At 39.8% G+C, this 24,211-nt stretch carries 19 protein-coding genes; 5 read left to right on the top strand and 14 right to left on the bottom strand.

The genetic code is table 11. From position 1 onward, the window contains the following. Positions 1–1,470 (bottom strand): UDP-glucose--hexose-1-phosphate uridylyltransferase, encoded by a 1,470-nt coding sequence (gene galT, locus C0J00_RS01270; protein WP_199773984.1) that lies wholly within the window; start codon positions 1,468–1,470, stop codon positions 1–3. Then, positions 1,471–2,643: a galactokinase gene (locus C0J00_RS01265; protein ID WP_104967192.1), complete on the bottom strand. Its 1,173-nt coding sequence runs from the start codon at positions 2,641–2,643 to the stop codon at positions 1,471–1,473. 137 nt (positions 2,644–2,780) lie between these two features. On the opposite strand from C0J00_RS01265, the gene C0J00_RS01260 reads away from it, so the two are divergent. Next, entirely contained in the window at positions 2,781–3,779 is a 999-nt protein-coding gene (locus C0J00_RS01260; protein WP_104967191.1) for a LacI family DNA-binding transcriptional regulator, read from the top strand. 258 nt (positions 3,780–4,037) lie between these two features. Here C0J00_RS01260 and dexB read toward each other — a convergent pair whose 3' ends face one another. The 3 genes from dexB to C0J00_RS01245 form a co-directional block, all read right to left on the bottom strand. Next, a complete protein-coding gene (gene dexB / locus C0J00_RS01255) occupies positions 4,038–5,648 on the bottom strand; it encodes a glucan 1,6-alpha-glucosidase DexB (protein WP_104967190.1) in 1,611 nt (536 codons plus the stop codon). A 74-nt stretch (positions 5,649–5,722) separates the two neighbouring features. After that, positions 5,723–6,856, bottom strand: a complete 1,134-nt coding sequence (locus tag C0J00_RS01250) for an ABC transporter ATP-binding protein (RefSeq protein ID WP_104967189.1) — start codon at positions 6,854–6,856, stop codon at positions 5,723–5,725. A 145-nt stretch (positions 6,857–7,001) separates the two neighbouring features. Further along, complete coding sequence (locus tag C0J00_RS01245; protein ID WP_104967188.1) at positions 7,002–7,868, bottom strand: helix-turn-helix domain-containing protein; 867 nt, start codon at positions 7,866–7,868, stop codon at positions 7,002–7,004. A gap of 131 nt (positions 7,869–7,999) precedes the next feature. Here C0J00_RS01245 and C0J00_RS01240 point away from each other — a divergent pair, with 131 nt between their 5' ends. Then, positions 8,000–9,046 (top strand): aldose epimerase family protein, encoded by a 1,047-nt coding sequence (locus C0J00_RS01240; protein WP_104967187.1) that lies wholly within the window; start codon positions 8,000–8,002, stop codon positions 9,044–9,046. Between the two features lie 362 nt (positions 9,047–9,408). On the opposite strand, the gene C0J00_RS01235 is transcribed toward C0J00_RS01240, so the two are convergent. The 6 genes from C0J00_RS01235 to C0J00_RS01210 all read right to left on the bottom strand — a co-directional run bounded on the left by C0J00_RS01235 (position 9,409) and on the right by C0J00_RS01210 (position 16,999). After that, positions 9,409–9,924, bottom strand: coding sequence for a hypothetical protein (locus C0J00_RS01235; RefSeq protein ID WP_104967186.1), 516 nt, complete (start codon positions 9,922–9,924; stop codon positions 9,409–9,411). 14 nt (positions 9,925–9,938) lie between these two features. After that, positions 9,939–12,809, bottom strand: coding sequence for a GbpC/Spa domain-containing protein (locus C0J00_RS01230; RefSeq protein WP_158667296.1), 2,871 nt, complete (start codon positions 12,807–12,809; stop codon positions 9,939–9,941). A 195-nt stretch (positions 12,810–13,004) separates the two neighbouring features. Beyond that, positions 13,005–13,832 carry an energy-coupling factor transporter transmembrane component T family protein gene (locus C0J00_RS01225; protein WP_104967184.1) on the bottom strand — a complete coding sequence of 276 codons (828 nt, stop codon included), beginning with the start codon at positions 13,830–13,832 and terminating at the stop codon, positions 13,005–13,007. Position 13,833: 1 nt separating this feature from the next. Then, complete coding sequence (locus tag C0J00_RS01220) at positions 13,834–15,504, bottom strand: ABC transporter ATP-binding protein (protein WP_104967183.1); 1,671 nt, start codon at positions 15,502–15,504, stop codon at positions 13,834–13,836. Between the two features lie 84 nt (positions 15,505–15,588). Further along, positions 15,589–16,137 carry an ECF-type riboflavin transporter substrate-binding protein gene (locus C0J00_RS01215; RefSeq protein ID WP_104967182.1) on the bottom strand — a complete coding sequence of 183 codons (549 nt, stop codon included), beginning with the start codon at positions 16,135–16,137 and terminating at the stop codon, positions 15,589–15,591. Positions 16,138–16,153: 16 nt separating this feature from the next. Next, a complete protein-coding gene (locus C0J00_RS01210) occupies positions 16,154–16,999 on the bottom strand; it encodes an SAM hydrolase/SAM-dependent halogenase family protein (protein ID WP_104967181.1) in 846 nt (281 codons plus the stop codon). Positions 17,000–17,754: 755 nt separating this feature from the next. On the opposite strand from C0J00_RS01210, the gene C0J00_RS01205 reads away from it, so the two are divergent. From C0J00_RS01205 to C0J00_RS01195, 3 genes are read left to right on the top strand one after another with little or no spacing between them, the layout of a single operon-like run. Beyond that, on the top strand, positions 17,755–18,231 hold the full coding sequence (locus C0J00_RS01205; RefSeq protein ID WP_407697197.1) for a DUF2975 domain-containing protein: 477 nt from the start codon (positions 17,755–17,757) through the stop codon (positions 18,229–18,231). 10 nt (positions 18,232–18,241) lie between these two features. Then, entirely contained in the window at positions 18,242–18,460 is a 219-nt protein-coding gene (locus C0J00_RS01200; RefSeq protein WP_029691926.1) for a helix-turn-helix domain-containing protein, read from the top strand. Positions 18,461–18,462: 2 nt separating this feature from the next. Further along, positions 18,463–19,851, top strand: a complete 1,389-nt coding sequence (locus C0J00_RS01195) for a DUF4153 domain-containing protein (RefSeq protein WP_104967179.1) — start codon at positions 18,463–18,465, stop codon at positions 19,849–19,851. A gap of 332 nt (positions 19,852–20,183) precedes the next feature. Here C0J00_RS01195 and leuS read toward each other — a convergent pair whose 3' ends face one another. The 3 genes from leuS to C0J00_RS01180 form a co-directional block, all read right to left on the bottom strand. Further along, positions 20,184–22,685 (bottom strand): leucine--tRNA ligase, encoded by a 2,502-nt coding sequence (gene leuS / locus C0J00_RS01190; protein ID WP_104967178.1) that lies wholly within the window; start codon positions 22,683–22,685, stop codon positions 20,184–20,186. Positions 22,686–22,846: 161 nt separating this feature from the next. After that, the gene (locus C0J00_RS01185) at positions 22,847–23,734 is read right to left on the bottom strand and encodes an ROK family protein (RefSeq protein ID WP_104967177.1); all 888 of its coding nucleotides are present in this window, start codon (positions 23,732–23,734) and stop codon (positions 22,847–22,849) included. A gap of 29 nt (positions 23,735–23,763) precedes the next feature. Continuing rightward, positions 23,764–24,201 (bottom strand): YhcH/YjgK/YiaL family protein, encoded by a 438-nt coding sequence (locus C0J00_RS01180; RefSeq protein ID WP_104967176.1) that lies wholly within the window; start codon positions 24,199–24,201, stop codon positions 23,764–23,766. Positions 24,202–24,211 lie beyond the last annotated feature (10 nt).

Here is a 24,211-nt window from a genome sequence, read left to right as displayed (position 1 = left end):
CTAGGCTTTTGCCAAGCCAACACTTTCCACAAAGCGCATGAAATCAGTTTGATTTTTGTAAACCCCAGCATCTTCTAAAACGCGAGCAAAGGTTTGCCCCACTGCCTGGCGAACAAGCTCTTGGACATTTTCTTGATTAATGTCAGGGTGAGCTGACTTGATGCGATCAGCCCAAGCTTTGTGATAGTCTGCCATATCATTGTACTGGTTAAGGAGATATTTTTCAACCTCTAGGAGTTCATCCTTGAGTCTAGGCGGCAAAATAGCTAGACCCATGACCTCAATCAAACCAATATTTTCTTTCTTAATATGCTGAACATCTACATGCGGATGATAAATACCATCTGGATGCTCTGGAGAGGTGTGATTGTCACGTAGGACTAAGTCCAATTGGAAATTGCCATTTTTGCGGCGTGCAATAGGCGTAATCGTGTGGTGTGGTATCTCACCTGTATAAGCTAAAATATCGGCTCCTGAATCGCTGTAATCACGCCAAGCCAAGTGGATATGCTCAGCTAAATCAACCAAATCAGCTTTATGAGAGGAGGTTAGACGTAAGACAGACATGGGCCAGTTAACAATTCCAGCTTCAATCGTTTCAAAGCCTTTAAATTTAAAGCTTTGCGTGATTTCTGCCATTTCCATCGGAAAAACATGACGGCCTGCCTGGTAATGGTTATGCGTCAAGATGGAGCCACCAACGATTGGCAAATCGGCATTTGATCCAACAAAATAACCTGGTAACATATCCACAATATCCAGCAGTTGCTCGAAGGTTTTTCGACTGATAACCATTGGGACATGCTGGGTATTTAAGACAATACTGTGTTCATTAAAGTAGGCATAGGGTGAATACTGAAATCCCCATTCCTCATCGCCTAAAGGTAAACGAATGATACGATGATTAGCGCGTGCTGGATGGTCTATGCGTCCTTGATAGCCCTCATTTTCCATACAGAGTTGGCATTTAGGATAACTGGAGGTTTTCATCTGCTTTGCTGCAGCGATAGCTTTAGGATCCTTCTCAGGTTTTGAGAGATTAATGGTTATTTCTAAATCACCGTATGGTGATGGTGTTTTAAAGGCGATATTTTTAGCAATAGCAGATACCTTGATGTAGTCATTTTTTTGAGAAAGATCATAAAAGTCTGCAATGGCTTGCTGGGGAGATTTTTCGTAGGTTTCCCAAAACCTTTTGTTTACTTTGCTTGGAATTGGTGTGATAAAGTTCATCAACTCCGCTCCCAAACAATCCCTTTCTTCAAGCAGGGCACCTACTTTGCCGTTTGCCACTGCTAAATCAACTAGTTCTTCTTTCAAGTCAATCAGGGTTTCTGACTGACTGTCCGGATTGCCATTAGCCTCACCGACAAGGGCTAAAACACGATTATAAAGGTAATGATGATCTTCTTTGGTATAGTCGCTGTGTTCGATGACTTTAGCGACAAATGCATCAATAAGCGTCATGATTTAGCTTCTTTCTAGGACATGTGAGCCGCCAGCAATTTCCGCAATATAGAAATCTGGGGCAAAGCCAACAATTTCTGTATAGGTTTTTCCGACGGTGTCTTTAAAGGCATCCACCTTGTCTTTAACCACAATAGCAATGCCGCAACCACCAAAGCCTGCGCCAGTCATGCGAGCGCCTAGGACTCCTTCTTGTTCCCAAGCTGTGTGGGCTAAGGTATCTAGTTCAAGTCCTGTTACTTCATAGTCGTGTTCTAGTGAGACATGTGAGGCATTGATGAGGCGACCAAATTGCTCCAAATCACCTGATACTAAGGCTTCTTTGGCACGAAAGGTTCGTTGATTCTCAAGAACAGCATGATGGGCACGTTTGATTCGATTAGCATCTTTGATGAGGTAGGCATATTGGTCAAAAGTATCGGCATCTAGCTCTCCCAAGGTTTTAACAGCTAGTACTTCATTTAATTCTTCAACTGCTTTTTCACATTCGGCACGTCGTTCATTATACTTAGAGTCTGCCAATTCACGACGTTTATTGGTATTCATGATGACAATGACATAGTCCCCTAGATCAAGCGGAACCAACTCATACTCCAAGGTATTGGTATCAAGGTAGATGGCTTGCTTATCTGCACCCATACCAATGGCAAATTGATCCATAATCCCTGAATTGACCCCGATAAACTCATTTTCAGTTTGTTTACCAATTTTGACCAAATCAAGGCGCTCAAGATTTAAGTTAAAAAGCTCTTCCAAGACAATACCTGTTAATAACTCCAAAGATGCTGAGGAAGATAATCCAGCACCGTTTGGAATGTTCCCATAGACATAAAAATCAAAGCCTGTATCAATGGTATGTCCAGCTTCTTGCAAGAATTTGATAACTCCTTTTGGATAATTGGTCCAATGGTCTTCCTTAGCAAATACTAAGTTATCTAAGTCAACTTCAATAATTCCTAGATCCTCAAAGTTAGCCGAGTAAAAACGTAGGGTCTTGTCCTCGCGTTTTCGAGCAGCTCCGTATGTTCCTAGGGTAATGGCAGCTGGAAAAACGTGCCCTCCGTTATAATCCGTGTGTTCACCAATGAGATTGATGCGACCTGGTGAAAAGAAGGTGGCATCAGCTTGGCTATCAAAAACCTTTGTGAAAGCTTGTTTTAAGTCTTGTGATTCCATATGACGTTCTCCTTTATGATGTCTTAATGTTATTGTAAATGGCAAGAGCAAGCCTTACAATATTTTTACTAAATTTTTACTAATTTTAGGTTTTATTTTGCTAAAATAAGGGTAACAGTGATCACGAGGAGGTAAAGATGGCGACCTTAAAAGATATTGCTAAACTGGCAAAGGTATCTCAAGCAACGGTGTCCCGTGTGTTGAACCAAGATCCTACACTTTCTGTCGGGGAAGCAACAAGACACCGCATTCTAACCATCGCCGAAGATTTAGGTTATCAAAAACATTTGAAAACACTCAATGCTCCAAAAGTACGGCACAAAATAGCTGTCATTCAATGGTACACCGAGCAAGAAGAGCTCAACGACCTCTATTATCATGCGATTCGGTTAGGTATTGAAGAACGTGCCCAAGCATTACAGTATGATATTATTCGATTTTTCAATCAAGAACCGGAGCAACTGCCCGAAGAAACCATCGGCATTATCGCTATTGGTAAATTCAGTGAGGTTCAAATCAAACACTTTAGCAGTTGTCACCCTAATCTTGTTTTTGTCGATAGCGATACCTTAACAAAGGGATATCATTGTGTCACAACTGATTTTGATAATGCAGTTGTTGCTGTCATTGATCACTTTGTGAAGCAAGGATTAGCTAAAATCGGCATGATTGTCGGTGAAGAAAGAACAAGTGATGGTTTAGAACTCTTAATTGATCCTCGTTTTCGAACCTTTCGACATTACACTAATGAGCTAGGTATTTACGATAATAGATGTATTTTTGTTGGTCCCTTTTCAGCTGATTCCGGTTATCATTTAATGTCACAGGCTATTGACGAACTTGGTCAAGACTTACCCAAAGCTTTCTTTATCGCTAATGATACTTTAGCTATTGGTGCTTTGCGAGCATTACAAGAAGCCAATATCAAAGTCCCTCAAGATGTGCAACTGATTTCTTTTAACGATACTCCTATCACTAAACAAGTCTATCCAAGACTATCCAGCGTTACGGTATTTACGAGTGAAATGGGGCAAACCGCCGTTGATGTCCTTAATCGCCAAGCCATCAATCCACGTCCTGTTGCAACAGTAACCAAATTAGGAACACAATTAACGCTAAGAGACAGTAGTCTTTAAGCTAACCATAAAAATATAAAGACCAACACATAAACTACTCCTAACAAAATGGCTAAAAGATTTCTGACTACCCATTCGTCTCAATACCTCTCAGACTGCCCTGATTTTCAATGAATATTAGGCTTTTTACAAATAATTGAACACTATAAAAGGCTTAGAGTAACGTTTTATTGACAACGTTATTCTAAGCCTTTTGTTATTTTTAAAACTTTTTGCTCAACCTCTTGAAATACTTAATCATTTTTGCTCTTCCACAACCTATTTCACCCTCACACAAAAGGCATCCCATGGCTTCAAGATTTGGCTGTTGATAACCTCTTGGAGGTCTGTGTTGGCAATGATGATTTCTTTGATGGGGCAGGTTAACTTGATCGCTTGGTCTTGGTCGGATAGATTTACCACTACCAGATAGGTCTCGTCCTCGGTATAGCGCTTGTAGGCAAAGACCTTTTCGTCTGTCTCCATCAGTTCAAAGTCTGCATCGACTAGCCACTCTGCTTCCTTGCGTAGTTTGACTAATTGCTGATAAGTATAGAAAATAGAATTTTTATCTTCTAAGGCAGCTGCTACATTGATGCTCTCATAGTTTGGATTGACTGGTAACCAAGTTTCACTAGAACTTGAAAAGCATGCCTGAGGTTCTGCTGACCACTGCATTGGTGTTCTGGCATTATCTCGTCCAATCACACGAATGCTGTCTATGATATCAGCCATGTTTTCACCATTCTCCAAGGCTTCTTTGGCATAATTGAGCGATTCAATATCATCAAGCTGCTCCAACCCTTCAAAGGGATAATTAGTCATGCCAATTTCTTCACCCTGATAAATATAAGGTGTCCCACGCATGAGATGAAGTAAAATAGCTAAGGCTTTAGCTGATTTCTCACGATAAGAGCCAGTATCTCCCCAAATCGAGAGCACACGGGGCAAATCATGGTTATTCCAAAAGAGAGAATTCCAGCCCTCCCCTAGTTCTAGCTGGGTCTGCCATTTATTAAAGATGCGCTTGAGAGCAGGGACATCTAAGCCGTCAGCGTAATCCCATTTTGGTCGGTCAGGCTTGTGCTGCAAACCAATGTGCTCAAATTGAAAAACCATCGACAGCTCCTGATGCTTTGGATTTGAATACTGCTTAGCTATCTCTGGTGTCGCACCCCAAGTTTCCCCAACTGTTAACAAATCGTGCTTGCCAAAGCTGGCTTGATTCATTTCTTTTAGATAATCATGAAGTTTTGGACCATTTTCACGAATGTTCTGGTCAGGGATTTTACCTAGCAGGTCAATCACATCCATACGAAAACCACCGATTCCCTTGTCAATCCAGAAATTCATCATGTCATAAATGTTATGGCGCAGTTCTTCATTTTCCCAATTAAGGTCTGGTTGTTTTTTTCCAAAGAGGTGCAAATAATATTGACCTGATTTGTCATCATATTCCCAAGCCGAACCTGAAAAGGTTGATACCAAATCATTGGGCTGATCACGCCAAATATAATAATCTCTCTCGGGACTAGCTGCGTTTTCGCGCGCTTCAATAAACCAAGCGTGCTCATCAGACGTATGATTGACCACCAAATCCATAACAATCTTAATCCCACGTTGGTTGGCTTGAGCGAGAAGCTCCTCCATATCGCACATGTCACCAAAAATGTCGGCGATAGCCTGATAGTCCGAAATGTCATAGCCATTATCATCCATAGGACTCTGGTAAACAGGAGACAACCAGATGGCTGTAATGCCTAGCTTTTCTAAATAATCGAGTTTTGAAATGATACCTTGAAGATCGCCGATACCGTCTCCATTAGCATCCATGAAAGATTTAGGGTAAATTTGATAAATTGTAGCTGTGTGCCACCAGTGTTTCTGCATGCGCTTTCCTTTCTATTCAAAACAAAACCCTCAATGAAAGGCATCAAGGATTCTGTTTTCTTAGGGGTTACTCATTATCGAATAGCTTCTTCTGTTTCAAGGTCAAAGAAATGCCCTTTGGCAACATTAAAGGTTAGGTTAACCTGTTCACCTGGGTGGTGGAAATCACGCGCATCCACCCGTGAAGCAAATTCTGTCTGTCCTAGCTTCACATAAAGCATGGTTTCAGCACCTAGAAGCTCTGATACCAAGACTTCCGCATTGACTTGCGCACTTGGATAAGTATCTTTGACTAAAAGATTTCCTGAAATGTCTTCTGGACGAATACCGAAAATAACTTTTTTACCTTTGTAACCCTTGGCTTCAAGGAGTTTTTCTTGTCCTTCTGGAATAGCGATGTTGAGACCATCATCACTAACAATAAAGCCATCTTTAACCACAACTTCAAAGAAGTTCATAGCTGGACTACCAATAAACCCTGCCACAAACTTGTTAGCTGGTGTGTTATAGAGCTCTTGAGGGGTTCCAACTTGCTCGATTTTTCCGATGGTTCCATTTCCTTGAGGATTTTTCGTAGCACTCATGATGACGATACGATCCGCAAGCGTCATCGCTTCTGTTTGGTCATGGGTAACGTAAATCGTTGTAGAACCGATACGTTGATGGATTTTGGCAATCTCAGCACGCATGGATACACGCAATTTAGCATCCAAATTTGACAAAGGTTCATCCATCAAGAAAACTTTCGCATCACGAACGATGGCACGACCCATAGCAACACGTTGACGTTGCCCACCAGAAAGGTCCGCTGGTTTACGATCTAAAAATTCTGTCAATCCAAGGATTTGCGCTGCTTCTTTGACACGTGTGTCAATATCAGCTTTTTTGTATTTACGCAATTTAAGTCCGAAAGCCATGTTGTCGTAAACACTCATGTGTGGGTAAAGGGCATAGTTTTGGAAAACCATGGCGATATCACGGTCTTTAGGAGACTTGTCATTAACCACTTCACCGTCGATAAGAAGTTCACCTTCTGAGATATCTTCAAGCCCTGCAATCATACGAAGTGTCGTTGATTTCCCACAGCCAGAAGGCCCAACAAAAACGATAAATTCTTTGTCTTTAATGTCTAGATTGAAGTCTTCAACCGCGTAGTGTTCTGTATTTGGGTATTTTTTATGAATATGATTTAAATTAAGTTCAACCATCGTTTCTCCTTCAGTAGCATCCTAAACCTTGATTTAAGGACTTTTATTGATGTCTCTAGTATAACAAAGATAGCGTTTACAAAACATAGTCACATCACCCAAAAACTCTTGTGCAGGATGACCAAAAAAAGAACCAGACATGTATCTAGTCCTTTAAGATCAATAAATAAGCCAGAGCTAAATCATCTAAATCCTTTAGATTAAGCCCTGTCGCCTGATAGCATTTATCCAAACGATATTGCAAAGAATTTCGATGAATAAAGAGGCGTTGGGCAGTCTGTACTAAATTGCCATGTTCCTGCCACATGGCAGTCACCAACTCACGACCATCTTTTAACTTATCCAATAGGGTAAGTAGTTTTTGACTGAGCTGCTCAACCTCCTTGTCCTTAGCCAGTCCCCAAAGTAAGGTCTGTGCAAATGTTGTGGCAGATTGTTGGGCTTTAGCATCATAGTATTCTTGAAAAAGAGCATATTCTTTAATAAGCGTTACCTGCAAGTCCTGCTCAGAAAAACCTATCCAAGCATTGCCAATGAAAACTTTTAAGGATATCCCAAAATCACTTTCAACAGTTGGCAGAATATCTTTAATGACAACCGATGTATCCTGAGTATCACTAGCATCTAAAACCAGAAGCGACTGCTGATTCGATAACTTGGTCACAAGCAAGCTATTCGGAAAAATGGCCTCTAAAAGCTCTCTTAAGTCTTCAGGAAGAGCTGTCGAATGATGCAAATAGACTAATTGCAAAGCCTTTTTAGCTATCGGTAATGCAGTATCCCCTTGAAGAAAAGACAACCAAGGATTGGTCGTAACGGCTTCTTCATCACTCTTAGCTAAGAGGTGAATCAAAGCCAACTCCCTCTCTGTCAAGTCAGTTTTCGGAAGATGAAGAAACCCCTGCTCATAGGGAAAGACAAAAGTATCCTTACTAGCAGTCGCATCACTTGAAACAACTGCACGAGGAAATAAGCCACTAAACACCATACAACTCCCTTCATCAATAATCATTAGTATGATTATAGCATAGAAGTCAAAAATCAAATTTTAAATTTTATTCAGTTTGTTTAGTTAAGCGTTTTCATATTTATTTTAATCCATTATACTATTAATGTAAGTAATTAGATAGAAAGGAATCACAAATGTTACAAACACAAAAAATAAGCACTGCCCAAGGCAGTGTCACAAATATCACTCTTTCAAATCACAATCAAACTTCTCTTATCATTTCTAGTTTGGGCGCCACACTTCTTAGTTTCAAAACACAAGATAAGAAAGGAAGGTTACAAGATATTGTTCTTGGTTTTGACGCCATAGACGACTACTTCAATAACACAGATACCTACTTCGGGGCGAGTGTTGGCCGTATTGCCAATAGAACTGAAAATGCTAGTTTTTCCCTTAATGGGGAGACGTTCCAAATAGCTGAAAACGACGGCAACAACAATCTTCACAGCGGTCCCAATGGTTATCAAACACGTATTTGGGAAGTCGACTGTTTAGATGAAGTGAACAATCAGGTAACGTTCAAACTAGAAAGTCCAGACGGCGATCAAGGGTATCCTGGCAATTTGACTTTACACATTTCCTATCAACTGACTAAAGATAATCACCTCAAAATCACTTATCAAGCTTTAGCTGATAAAGATACGCCATTTAGCCCAACGAATCACTCTTACTTCAACTTAAATGGCCATGCTTCTGGTAGCATTGAAAACCACCTCCTCAAACTAAATGCCAGCACCTATACACCAATCAGAGATAGCAAGTCTATTCCGATTGGGGATATTGCTGATGTTGAGGGAACACCATTTGATTTTAAAAACCCTAAAACCATTGGTCAAGATATCAGTCAATCATTTGATCAATTAGAATTAGCTGGAGGATACGACCATAACTTTATTTTAGACCATCCAAGTTTACAATATCCTTTCGCCACAGTTATTGGAGATAAGACAGGTATCATCTTAGAAGCATTCACCGATCTACCTGGCGTCCAATTCTACTCTGGGAATTTCCTCAATAACCATCCTGGAAAAGAGCGAGCTTTGTACGGAAAACGTCATGGTTTTTGTCTGGAAACACAATTTTTCCCAAATGCTATCAACACACCACACTTCCCATCTCCTGTGCTAAAAGCTAATACACCAACTACTTATCAAACGATTTATAAAGTAGGAGTTATGTAAGTCAAACAGACTAAAAAGAGAGTGGGAGAAAAATCGGTCATCCGTCAGAATGCGACTCCCCCTCACCTCCCTATTTTTCAGGGGACGAGCTGAAACAGTTCACTGGACTATCTTACTCCCACCTCTTCACAGCTCAAACAGTCAGGAAGTGACTGTTTGAGGTTAGAAATTAAAGGAGCCAAGGCTTATCTCATTCGTTAAGGCTGTAAAAGCTGATAAAATCAGTGAATTAGAGCCTATTCAACCACTGCGTCTTGCTTGACAATCTAAAATGAATTGAGAGGTTAGGACTTTTGTCCCAACCTCTTTTTGTTTCTACCTTTAATCTATGATAAAGGACTTCATAATAATACTTACAATAATTAATGCTTACGAAAAATAAAGTCATATAACCATTGAAGATTGATAAACGGTTTAGTAACCCGTTTCAACAATGGTTTAACTAGTTCATGAAGATCTTTTTTGACTTCATCTTGATCTTTTGGAGTCACTTTATGAATTTCATTATCCATTGTACTGATGCTAAGTATTTTCATTTTTTTATCTAAATTATAAATATAAGTTACACCATTTTTATTTTTAGTATAAAAATAACTCCCCTTATACCCTCCAATATTATCTAAAGATTTCTCACCTTCCTCTGAAAACTTATAGTCAATAGAGCTAGAACCATCAACTTGTAAAAAATAATCGCCAAAGCGCTCATTTCTAACACCAATCATAACATCATCCAAATGGTCTATAATAACACCAGGAACCTCATCTTGGCTAGTATATTTAGAATGAACCGCATAATAAGCTGAATTAATCCAAAAATTAAAGATAATCATCCCAAGCAAAACGAATAAACTAATCAATAAAATACGTCTTTTTTTCATCTTCAACCTCCAAATTAACGCTTCCTTTTTCTACCCTTAAATACTTTTTTAACAAACCTAGTGATGGGACGAGTATAAGGTTTTACTGCCCTAATAACTGGTCTAATATAAGGTTTTACTGCTCTAATAACTGGTCTAATATAAGGTTTTACTGCTCTAATAACTGGTCTAATATAAGGTTTTACTGCTCTAATGGCTGGCTTGACATAACGCTTCACCGTCTTAATAGCTGGTTTCAAACGATATGTTATCGGCTTAAGAACTGGTTTCACATAACGTTTTATCGCCTTAATCTTAACAGCCGGTTTCAAATGACGTTTTATCGGTTTAGGAGCTGGTTTCATATAACGTTTTACCACCTTAACAGCTGGTTTCAAACGATGTGTTATTTGTTTCACCTTAGTATTTTTTATTTGTTTAGCCTTACTTGGAATAGATTTAACAAAAGCTACAACCTTTGAACCAAATTTTTTTAGCAAAGATACAGCCACTATAGCCCCCAATCCAAGACTAAAACGAGCAGCTATTTGGGCCTGTTTTTCCTTTTTCTTATTAGAATCAAATTGTTTTTGATAGGTATATGCTCTATTATACTTCTTTCCATATAAATTGATAAAATTAGTAACCAAATCAGGCGATTGACTATTGGTTCTTTTTTTCAAAATATAAGCATCATTATCCGCATTTCTGTCAATTTGATCTATATTGGTATAAAAATCACCTACTAATGAATTCAACCAAAAAAATGATTCCGGAACTTGTCGTCCAAAACTAGTATCGGACATTGCTGTTTTTATCAATTCCTTCCACCATACACTTTTATAAGAGGTTGCAATAGGCATCATCATATGCGATAAATCCACCTTATAATAATTTTTGTGACTACTGTTTACTACTCTGGAGGCTTTATCATAATATTTACTTTTTTTATAATCAATAAGATTAAAATCATTAACGAGTTTCTGATCCTTTGATTGATCATAATTTATTCCAGCAATAGCATTAGCCACGGCATGATTAATCTTATCATGATTATTTTTTCCGTACTTTTTAATAGCCATTTTTTGAACATCTTTAAGGTACGAAACTAAAGCTCTAACTTCATCTCTAGAAATATTATAATCTTTAAGTTTCTTATCATATACCCCAATATTTCTTCTAAACCAATCAATCTGCTCCGAACTCAGCTGGTCAATATAATAGCTATTTGTTTTCTTAATAGATGTCTTCTTGTTAACAGGATTAAGTTTGGGTGGTAGAGAAACTATGTTAGAAGAAAAACTCTTAAGATAGTTTAACGTAGCTGGTGTTGAAAACACTGTGTTCGATGTATAGTATACCGGTATCGGTTTAGGTTTGTAAGTTACCTTATTGACTTTAACTGTCGCTACTGACGGTTTAGGGCTTACCTTAGCCCTATTTGGACTAGAGGTTGCTCGTTTAGTTGGTTTTGACGGTCTTACTACTTGTGATAGTTTGGGAATAATAACTTTAACTTGATGGTAAAAAACAATCGGTCTTAATGGTGCTACCGGCTTGGCAACAACTTTGGGAGCTAGTGGTTTCATCACGACTTTGGGAGCAACAGGAGCCTTTGGTGGGGTTAACAATCCACCACTAACTTTGACATCCGAGTTAAAGGCAAACCAGATAGCTGAACCTTTTGAATTGCCAAAATGAAAGCGAATACGTTCTGTTGATTTTCCTACAATAGCTCCAATATAGGCATTAGGATTGTCCTTATCATCCCATTCTCCAACAACATCAATTTGCTTAGTGTTTGTGAAATTAGCTGCCCTACCATTTTGCACGCTTATCGTTGAACCATTAATAGGGAGGAATTGCCCATTATAATCACCAACATACTCCCCTTCGCCATTTAAGGAATTTAAACTAGCAAAACTCGTCAAGGCATAGTTTTCTGGAGTTGGAAGCAATTCTTTACCATTAGCATCAAAGAATTGTACCGTCATTTCCATATCAAAAGCAGATGAGGTTTTAGCATCTTTATGATAGACATGGGTAAAAGAAGTGACTGTTGGATCACTCAGAGCTTGAAAAATAACTTGTCCGGAATAATGAGAGGTTGATACCAAGCGATACGTATATCTGACTGTTTTAATCGTATGACCTGAAAAGCTTGAGTGCTGCAAATCAGAATAATCGACGACGACAGTATCTCCAACTGCCATTAAAACACTGTTGTTTTTATGACGGCTAGTCACCGTGACTAATTTCGGACTTCCTAAAATTGTCCCTGGGTCAATCCAACCGACGTGATTCTTAATCGCCTTACTTAATTGCTCATCAGAAAGCACCTTACCAGTGATTGTTTGGACGGCATCTGGTTCCAATCTAAAAATAAGATTTTGTGCTAACACTTCTGGTAAGTAACCTGTCTCTGTCGTATGACCTTGTGCTTCTGCATAAGCCATATCATAACTAGCCTTTTCAAGGTTGTAGGCTTTCATCTGTTGGTCATAAATGGCTTTTTCTTTTTGATAAGCTTGGTAAGTTGCTAGCTCTTTCTGATACTGAGACTGTTTAGCCAGGTAATCCTTATAATTTTGGTCGTTTTTCAGATACTGAGCTTTTTCAGTTTGGTATTGTTTCGTAACGGCATCGACGGTAGCCACTTGCGCTTGGTAATCCTGAGCCTGATCACTGGCACTCGCTACTATTTCTGTCGGTGCTTCAACAACAAGGACACCTTCCGTTTGTGCTCTTGCTAAACGACTATTCAAGCTAGCATCACCACTAGTCGCAATTGGTTGACTAGAACCAATATTACTACTCGTGGATTCAGGAGGAGTTGCCGGACTAGCAACCGTTGATGATACTGGACTAGCTGTTGTATCGGCTTGAGCCTGTACTTGAGAGGACATAAAAAGAGCGGAGCTGAAAAGGACTCCACTCACGATACGCAGTTTTTGATTTCTTTGTTCCATCCGGATTTCCTATATTTTCTTTTTCTATCAATTGATATTATCATACAATTCTGACAGAAACAATATCATTTATGAAAAATTTTTATATTCTTTATTAAATATTGCAATTTAAATATAATAAAATCCACTATCTCAAAACGGATTGTAAAATCTGCCGCCATTGACATAAAAGAGGCTGATGGTGATAGCGACGATGATAATGCTAAGGAGGATGAGAAGACTGTCTTTCTTGGTCCATGCTTTAGCTTGATACCAGCTTCTTTTTTTGTAGCGGCCGAAGCGGCGCAATTCCATAGCGGTTGATATGGTTTCAATACGCTCAAGCGATGAAAAAATCAGCGGTGTGATGATTTGGATATTACCTTTAATCCTGGATAGTAATGAGGCTTTCTTGGACAACTCCAAGCCTCGTGCTTCTTGAGCTTTTCGGATGGTTCCAAAATCTTCCTGCAAATCGGGAATATAGCGAAGAGTTAGGCTAACCGCATAAGCAAAACGATAGGGAAGTCCTAGCTGGTTGAGGCTTGAAGCGAACTGACTCGGGTGTGTGGTCAATAGAAAAATCACAGCCAAAGGTAGGGTTGATAAGTATTTAACCGCCACATTAAAGAGGTAAAAGAGCTCTTCTAGAGTGATGTCATAGGGTCCAGGACCATCGAGCAAGAGGGTCTTAGAGTCATACAAATCCACTCCATAATGAGGAGCAAATAAGTAAATCATCAAGATATTCAGTAGGGCGAAAACGCCAACAAAGGCAAAAACGAAGGAGACATCCTTCCATTTAATACCAGCCTTTTTAAATAATAAAAGCGAGGCCAAACTAACGATGATAAGAAAACGTGTATCATAGCTGGTCATGACTGCTACCGAAACTAAAATGAAAAAGAGGAGTTTACTTGTGCCTGACAGCTGGTACAAAAAACCTTGCCCAGGCTGATAGCCCAATAAGCGATTCGCCATATTAGACACCTCCCTTTAAGGATTGGTAATAGGCCGTGACCACTTCAGGAGCTTGCCCTATTTTTTGAGCCAAGTCATAAAGTGATGTTGGTTTGAGATGAGCTTTTTTGACTAGTTCTGGATTAGATAAAACTGTCTGTGGCTTATCATCCGCGATAATGGTACGATCCGCCACAACAAGACAGCGGTCGGCATAATCCAACATCAACTGCATATCATGGGTAATCATCACAATCGTATGTCCTGCTGCGCTGAGCTCTTTGAGAAAGGACATGATTTCCTGATAAGTTCTCTGGTCTTGTCCCGCCGTTGGCTCATCTAAAATCAAGATTTGTGGATTCAAAACTAGAATAGAAGCAATCGTCACGCGCTTCTTCTGCCCAAAAGACAGGGCAGAAATCGGCCATTTACGATAAGGATAAAGTCCACAAACTCGCAAAACGTCTTCCACGCGCTCAGTAATTTCAGATTCTTCGATACCACGAAGTCTTAGCCCAAGGGCTACTTCATCCCAAATCATAGTTTGACTAATCATCTGATTAGGATTCTGCAAGACGTAGCCAATCCGCTCCGCCCTTTCTTTTATGGAATCATTAACAATGCAATGCCCCTTATAGAGCAGGTCGCCTTTCATAGGCAAATAAGCACAAAGTGCCTTGGCTAGTGTTGACTTTCCTGTACCATTCTTACCAACTACGGCAACAAGTTCACCTTTTGAAACGGTAAATGACAGACACTTCAAAATAGGATTTTCAGGGGAGTAACCAGCCGTCAAATGGTTGACTTCAAGTAAAGGCTTACTAGATTCTGTCTTTAATGCTTGTTCCACTGATGGTACTGTTAAGGCTGGTAAGGATAGTTTTGCTAAATCAGCTAAATGATTTTTATCCTTCAAATCATGCCCTAAAGCCTTTAAAACCGTCAGGTAAAGCGGTTCTCTGATGCCATTGTCAACTAATAAATCACTAGACAACAAGTCATTTGCTTTTCCGTTATAAAGAATTTCCCCATCAGCCATCAAAACAATTCGGTCAATATCAATTTCTAAAACGTCTTCCAAACGATGCTCGATGATAAGAGTTGTCGCACCGACTTCTTGGTGCATACGGTCAATCAAGTGCATGGTTTCCTGACCAGCCTTTGGATCTAAATTAGCCAAAGGCTCATCAAATAGTAAGATAGGACTCTCATCAATCAAGACACCTGCCAAACTAACCCTCTGCTTTTGACCTCCCGATAAGTCCTGGGGACGATGGTGAAGCAATTGTTCCAAGTCTAGTCTGGCTGTCCACTCGGCAACGCGCTCTGCCATTTCAGCATGAGCCACCTGATCATTTTCCAAGGCAAAAGCAACATCTTCTGCCACACTAAGTCCGATGAACTGACCATCTGGGTCTTGTAAAACAGTAGACACCAAAAAAGACCGGTCATAGATAGACAGTTTTTCAGCCTCTTGACCAGCAATGGTTAACTTTCCAGACATTGTCCCGGAGTAGGTTCCAGGAATGATCCCATTTAAACATTGGCCTAAAGTGGATTTACCACTGCCTGATGGTCCTAAAATTAAGACTTTCTCACCCTGCTCAATCGTTAGATTAATCCCCTTTAAAGTGGGAGTAGTCTGAGCATCATAGGTAAACGAAAAGTCTTCAAAACAAATATACTTTGTCATTTTTCGTCACTCATTAAAGCAAATAAGGGAGTGGACCAAACTCCTCCAAGCTTGGACAGCACTCCACTTATACCCTATTGACTCCTAATCTTTAGTCAAACTTCCTTTTTTTGTACGCGTTTTAGCGTACAAAGCCAGAAGCAAGCTGCCACCAATCCCAACTGTCAAAATGTTAACCAAGGCTGATAAAAAGCCTTGAGCATATACTTTATTGGATGGTTCACTATAAATAATAACATCTGCATAAGGTGCAATCAAGCCCCAACCTAAAACATTGATAACTACTTGTGTTGCATTAAAAATAACATAGTCTTTGGCAGTTACATAACCCTTATTGATGTCAATTTTACGGCTAATTAAACCAATAACAAGACCAACAAGACCTGACACCAAGACCCAAGTCCACCAAGGAGATCCGTATTGAAGAGCATCCTTAAGCGCGTGACCGATAAAACCTGAGAAGAAACCAACTGTTGGACCATAAATCACAGCAAACAAAGCTAGAACAGCATACTGTAACTGGATACTGGTATTAGGAATGGCTGTTGGAATATTGACCAAAATCCCAATAATCACAAATAGAGCTGCGCCGATACCTGTAGCAACGACCGTTTTAATAGAATTGTTTTTCATAATCTTTTAAATCCTTTTACTTAATTTTTTTAATGCTAATGCGCCAACTTGATCCAACGCCGACATTATAAGCTTTAGCGAAGGATCCTTGGTTAATGGCTAGTCCGACACGATAGAGTGAATTGATGTATAAAATCGGCTGACCTAGTCCCACATCAGCAAAGGATTTGCCATAGGTGACCTGATTTTGATAAATCAAAAGGTCATGGTGGGAAATCGTCACTTCAAATCGATCACCAAAACTTGGCGACAAATGTTGAAACTCCTCACGGCTAATCGACGTCCACAAGGAACCAAAACGAACATCAAGAATGTCAATAGCCCCTGAAATCTGTGACTCTGCTACCTGCGTTTCCACTTCTGCCACTTCTAAAATCTGATCAACTGAGAGTTCAGGTCCAACTTCTTCAAAAGAAATATGACCCGAAGCCAACTTGGCACCGGTATAGGCATAAACATCACGACCATGGAAGGTATAAGAATGCTCCGTGTTTTGACGGCGATTTTCCACCTCAGAAATTTCACGAACTGCCTTAATACCAATATGGCGTTTGATATGCGACAAGGTCCCATTATCAGGCGTGACAATATACTGATTTTGCTCAGTTAGAGCTACCACGCTCTTGCGCGATGAGCCAACACCTGGGTCAACAACAGAGACAAAAGTTGTACCTTCTGGCCAATATTCAATCGTCTGAAAGAGCCGATAGCTAGCCTCAAAAGTATGATAAGGTGTGATATCATGAGTTAAATGATGAACACCGAGACTTGGATCTTCTTGAAGAGCAACCCCAATCATAGCTGACACAGCGCCATCCACCAAACCAAAATCTGACTGTAAAACCAAGAGTTTATTCGACATAATTTCCCTTTCAAGTGACTTCATTAAGCCACTGATTTTATATTGGACTTGTTCAGAAACGACTACTCTTTCTAGCGCCCCTTATGTGGCTAGCATACCATAACAGAAAACTATTATAGAACCAAGCACTACAGGTTAGAGAGTCTATTACCTTCAAATGAGAAGCGGAAACTCCCTCGCAAAAAGTTAGCTGTTTACAGTAATTTTTCCATTGTGAGCGCTGGTCTCCTCTGTTAGACCTCACCTGCTCTAGCGCCTACAATATAAAATGATAGGTATTTTGCGCTAGTCGTTCTCTGATTTTCAAAGCTCACATTACTTAAGGAAGACACTGAAAAAAGCTATTTATTGATTTCAAAATAAGTCTATTCAAATATTTTTCTATTTTAACACGACTGATGTCATTTAGCTATTTGGCAATTACTAGAGTAGCATATAGTTACAAGCTATGGCAAGGTTTATTTACATCTCGATCACCTTCATCATAGTTGCTTATCATTATCTTATTAAAACGATTAATAATCTACAGACACACGTAATCCCTTATGAGAGGTTATTAAAAAACCCTCATAAATCTACTACCTTGCAATAGTTTCTAACGTCATATGAATATAATAATGATTTCAACTAGCTTAATAACCTGTTCACTAAAATTAGCTAAGAAGCTTCTTTCCTCAAAAAAATTATTGTTTTTCACTATATTTTTATTGATTATCGATATATTTTGTGCTATAGTTTAAAATCAAAGGAGAAAAATAATGTTTAAATACACACCAACTAAGGAAAATATCAGTATCTTACTAACTAAATTGGCTCTTATTAGCCTAGGACTAGCTTCTTTTATTATGCTTTTTATCGGTCCATGGATTACAAGGCTCGTGATAGAGCACCGCTCTCCCTTATTTCAAGATTCTATCCGTTTTTGGGTACTCTTACTGTTAGGTTATGTTCTTGGTGCTCTCGCTATCAGCTGTATTATAACCCTCTATCAACTCATCACCCGTATTGGCAACAACCATGTTTTCGTCTCTGAAAACGTTCAAAACTTACGCTATCTAGGATGGATTGTAGGAGCTGTTGCATTGATTTCGCTCTTTATGGGCTTAACAGCCTATCTACCTATGCTACTCGTTGCTGTTTCTTGTAGTCTTCTCACTTTGATTATACGTGTCATTCGTACTGCCTTCGGTAAGGCAGTAGCTTTACAAGAAGAAGTCGATTTCACGATTTAAGGAGGTAAGTATGATTCAGATTAATTTAGATGTTGTCATGGCTAAAAAACATATTAGTGCTGGTAAATTAGCAGAACTTATCGACCTAACACCGGCCAATCTATCTATTCTAAAAAATAATAAAGCCAAGGCTATTCGCTTCTCAACACTCAATGCTCTTTGCCGAGAACTAGGCTGCCAACCAGGAGACATTCTCGAATATATACCTGATGAAAGTGAGGAAAACTAAGTATGTCTATACCTCCCGCTAAACCACTACAAACCAATTTTACATCCTCTATCATACAACCAAAACCGAAGCCAAAACCAAATCTATTTAACAGTATTTCTGATTCAGCCTTACGTCGCTTTAAGATCGGGACTCTCTTGCTATTTATATTGTCATACATTTACTGGATGGGGATATTTGAAGGCTACATTGATTACATCTTTCCATTTACCATTGGTATCATTTTCTTGATAGAGTACCTCGGAAAACACAACTTACAAACTTTTAAGAGCAATACCCACCAACAACTTGAGACTTCTTTTTTTCTCTCGATGACCGTTTTTCAAGCAGTGGCACTGAGTTATTTTGGCTTTCTTGGTCAATTAGAAATTCCTCAGTTTCTGGCCTTACATGGGTCATTCATCCTCTATACCCTTAGCCGAACAAATTGGCTCAGCCAAGGTCATCTAGGGGTTCTGTCTTGGCTTGACTTGTGGCGTGGTAGTGTTTTACATCCCTTTGGTCAATTTTTCCTTGCCTTCCGTGTGCTTGCCCAGCCGTTTCAGAGAAAGAAGGATATAGACCAACAAAAACATTTTCGAACTCAATTCACTTTTATCCTAATTAGTGTCCTGTTGTCACTAGTACTCGTTATTTTTGTCTGGTCGCAGCTCAGTCAAGTTTCAGAAAGCTTTGCTCAGTTCACTCGTTCATTGACAAGCATTTTCACACATTTCTCTCTTGATTTTTTCAATCCTGCTGTTAGTCTTTTCCGAATCTTGATGTGCCTACCAATTATGTTATGGCTATATGGTTTAATAGCAGCTTCCATTCTCAAGAAAAGAAACCAAAAAACATTTGATTACAGTCGTTTCCAAGAAGAACTGACTCAAACAAGACAATTCCCTTCGTCAGCTATCTACATCATTCTTATTAGTCTCAGCTTGACCTATGCTCTCTTTTTTGGAATCGGTCTGAATGAATTAACTAACTTGTTGGATACGTCTATCAAAGTCTCTCCACAAGATGCATCTACCGTAGCAGTTTCTGGCTTCTGGCAATTAGTTCGTGTTTCTCTTCTTAACTTTGGGGTGCTAATAGCCTTCTATATTTTTTCTAAAGAAATGCCTTGGAATAAAAAAGGAACACGTATCGCTTTAACCATTTTATTCGTATTTGCTAGTCTGTTTGCTGCTCTAGCTAGTTGGAAACTCTTTGGTATCTATATCTACTTGTATGGAGCAACACCACTTCGTCTGTTGTCAGCTTGGTTTGTTATCGTGCTCATGATCTGGTGTCTCCTTACTATTGCCCGCTTCTACAAAGCCTTCCAAGCCATTCGCTGGGGAATCTTCTTCAGCCTCCTCAGTTTTACCATCCTCCTCTACCTTTACCCACTATTACTAGGATAACAATGGCAGCCCTCTAAATTTAGAAGAGCTGGAAAGTCTTTAATGTTGAACTTTCTATTGAAAATAAAGCAGCATGATTCTTAATATCATAAACAAGCGAGATTTAATTACTACAACACTATCCTAAAAACAAGACAAAATAGCTTAGAATCAACGTTTTACAGCAACGTCATTCTAAGCTATTTTCTGTTTTTAAAACTTCCCCTACTCCTTTACCTTCAGTCTAAGGAAAAGCCAGTCTTTTTTCTATAATGATATTATCCAATCCGTTAGAATCTAAGAATCGAGAATGATACTCCTAGAAATTGGAATTCAACAAACAAGTGAGGAAACTACTTGGTTACAATGTTAACGAGCTTGTTAGGAACAGCTATCACCTTAATAATCTCTTTGCCTGCAATTTCAGCTTTGACTTTCTCGTCTGCCATGGCAAGAGCTTCTAATTCTTCACGGCTAGCATCTTTTGGAACGATTAATTTCGCACGGACTTTACCTTTGATTTGGACAACAATTTCGATTTCATTTTCCACAAGTTTGCTGTCATCCCATGTTGGCCATGCCACATATGAGATAGACTCCCCTGATGCGGTCAAGACTTGCCACAATTCTTCACCCAAGTGTGGTGCGAATGGGGCAATCAACTGGACGAATCCTTTGGCATAATCAACAAAGAGTTTATCTTCTTTATTGGCTGCGTTGACAAAGATCATGAGCTGCGCAATAGCTGTATTGAATTTGAGCTCTTCGATTTGTTCTGTCACGGCTTTGACAGTTTCATGGTAGACTTTGTCCAATGCTCCGCTATTTTCCGAAGAAATCTCTTTGGTTGTAATGAGGCGATAAACACGGTCAAGGAACTTACGAGCCCCTTCAAGACCTTCTTCAGACCAGGCAATGGAAGCATCAAGTGGTCCCATGAACATCTCGTAAACACGGAGGGTATCGGCACCGTACTGCTCCACTACATCGTCAGGGTTGACAACGTTTTTGAGGGATTTAGACATTTTAGCAGGTGCTTGTTCAAGTTCTTCACCAGTTTCAATGTTGAAGAATGAACCATCACGTTTTTCGACCTTATCTGTTGCAACGAGAGCTCCACGATGGTCGCGGTAGCTTGTCCCCAAAATCATCCCTTGGTTAAAGAGTTTTTGGAATGGTTCTTTGGTAGGAACAACACCTAAATCATAAAGGACCTTATGCCAGAAACGAGCATAAAGTAAGTGAAGAACGGCATGTTCAGCACCACCGATGTAGATGTCAACTGGCAGCCATTGTTTGAGGAGGTCTTCATCAGCTAATTTCTCATCATTATGTGGATCAATATAGCGAAGGTAATACCAGCTTGAACCAGCCCACTGCGGCATGGTATTAGTCTCACGACGACCTTTAACACCATCTTCACGCGTCACCTCAAGCCAGTCTGTGATGTTAGCAAGTGGTGATTCTCCAGTCCCTGAAGGACGAATATCCTTGGTTACAGGAAGCACCAGTGGCAATTCACTTTCTGGAACAGCTGTTGAAGTGCCATCTTCCCAATGGATGATTGGAATTGGCTCACCCCAATAACGCTGACGACTGAAAAGCCAGTCACGAAGACGGTAGTTGACTTGTTTTTTACCGAAGCCATTTTCTTCTAGGAAATCAACCATCTTGTCAATTGCTTCTTCTTTATTAAGACCATCGACAAAGCCTGAATTGATGTGAAGTCCATCTTCAGTGTAGGCAGCTTCTTCAACATTACCACCTTCCAAGACAGGAATAATATCTAAACCAAATTGTTTGGCAAATTCCCAGTCACGTTCGTCATGGGCAGGCACCGCCATAATAGCACCTGTTCCGTAGCTAGCAAGAACATAATCCGAAATCCAGATTGGCATTTCTTTACCATTGACAGGGTTGATAGCATAGGCACCTGTGAAGACACCTGTTTTTTCTTTGGCTAAATCCGTACGTGCCAAGTCAGACTTGAGGCTGGCAGCACGTTTGTATGCTGCGATAGCTTCTGCTTGTTCTGGTGATGTGATGCTATCTACCAAGTCATGCTCAGGCGCCATAACCGCATAAGTAGCCCCAAAAAGCGTGTCCGGACGAGTAGTGAAGACTGTAAAGTCTTTATCCGTATCTTTGATTTTGAAAGTCACATGAGCACCTGTTGATTTACCAATCCAGTTGCGTTGCATGTCCTTGATGGACTCTGGCCAATCCACTTCTTCCAAATCTTCCAAGAGGCGCTCTGCGTAGGCTGTGATTTTAAGCATCCATTGGCGCATTGGTTTGCGGATAACAGGGTAGCCCCCACGTTCAGATGTTCCGTCAGGAAGGACTTCTTCGTTGGCGATGGCTGTTCCTAATTCCTCAACCCAGTTTACAGGCACTTCTGCTTCATAAGCCAAGCCTTTTTCATACAATTTCGTAAAAATCCACTGCGTCCATTTGTAGTAGTTAGGATCAGTTGTGTTGATTTCACAATCCCAGTCGTAGGAGAATCCTAGCGCATTGATTTGACGTTTGAAATTGGCGATGTTTTCCGCAGTAAATTCTGCAGGGTCATTACCAGTATCCATAGCGTACTGCTCCGCAGGCAAACCAAAAGCATCCCAACCCATTGGGTGAAGGACATTGTAGCCTTGTGCACGTTTAAAACGACTGAGAATATCTGTCGCTGTGTAGCCTTCAGGATGTCCTACGTGCAGACCAGCACCTGACGGGTAAGGGAACATATCAAGCGCATAAAATTTAGGTTTTGACGCATCCGTTCCTGTTTTAAAAGTGTGATTTTCAGCCCAAAAACCTTGCCATTTGGGTTCAATTTCCTTGTGATTGTAGAAAGCCATCTTTGTTTCTCCATCAAAATAGTATAGTAGTCTTATTATAGCACGGAATGGCACAAGAAAAAAGGCAGAAATCGGTGATTTCATGCCTTATCACTTTTAGATTTTCATATCTATCCAAGATTGTATGACCAACACCTATCAACCTACTATACTTACTTAGTTTAAAAACACGTCTTTAACAAATGATAGACTGCTCCTAGTCGTCCTGCTTCATTTCCCAATTGAGTACTCTCAAGGGATCTGGGTAGAAACTGAGATGCTTGTAATCTATTTTCTAATCGCTCTTGGAGCTGAGGGATTAAAATATCTGATCTAGCTAAAATACCGCCTCCAATTAACACTTTTTCAGGATTAATAACATATAAAATTGGTAACAGTCCTTCTACAAAATAATCCACAAATTGGGTAATCACAGCCTTAGCGTCTTCATCATCTTGCTCATAAGCTTCAAAAATAGCTTTTCCTGTAGCTCTTGTCAGATTTTTCCTCTGGCAATATTCCTTAACCATAGCTGTTGTGGAGGCTTTATTTTGCCAGACATCCTGATCAATAGGTAGATAACCTACCTCACCAGCTGAGTGGGTAAAACCTCTCCAAACTGAGTCATTTAAAACAATTGCTCCACCAATCCCTGTACCAACAGTTAGGCAAATAAAACTAGAAGTAGATTGACCTGCACCCAACCAAGCTTCTCCTAAGGCAGCACAATTAACATCGTTATCAACCGCACAAGGCAGGTTAAATGTCTCTTCTACCAGTTGTTTTAAAGCAGTACCTTTATAATCAGGAATCGTTGGTCCTGCGTAAACCACTTCTCCCTCTACTGAATCAATAACTCCAGCACTTGATATCCCAATTCCGTCTAGGGTACGACCTGAATCAAGATAACCAGTAATTAATCGCAAAAGACTATCAAAGATTTGATTGGTACCTTTTTGAAGATCAACAGGAGTCGGAATTTCTCTAAATTCCTGTTGCGAAGAGCCCTTTTCGTCATAGACATCACTTTTGATACTAGTACCACCAATATCAATGCCTAGTAATCGCATGCCTTTCTCCTTTCATCAATTTAAGAACTTTACATGGCAATTTTAAACACGATTTTCTTTATCATTACAGAATCAGTGACCTTCAATCCTGTTTTATGAGCATCTTCTTTATCAAAAATGAGCACATTCCCAGGTAACAAAACCAGCTCACTAGCCTTTTGTCCTGTCATCTCCTGCCAATCACTTTCTGTATCATAGTTGCCCAAACTCATCTGATTTAGGAAATTATGATAAATGCGCTCTTCTCCAGAAATAATATAATGCACATCATACTCTCGACGATGACTCTCCCAGACACGCTGATCCTCGATAGTTGACTCATACTGAATCACATTAAAATAAAGGTCATCATTGACAGGATGCATACCGGTTTCAAGGTTTAGAAGGTCTAAATCCGCTAAGATTGGTTTTATTAAATCTAATAACACATGTTTATTCGCATGATCAATGGATGGGTAAAATTCCATATTTTTCTCC

This window comes from Streptococcus pluranimalium, from assembly GCF_002953735.1.
In the GTDB taxonomy this organism is placed as follows: Bacteria; Bacillota; Bacilli; order Lactobacillales; family Streptococcaceae; genus Streptococcus; species Streptococcus pluranimalium.
Note: the sequence above shows the minus strand (reverse complement) of the source record. Positions and strands in the feature narration are given on the sequence as shown.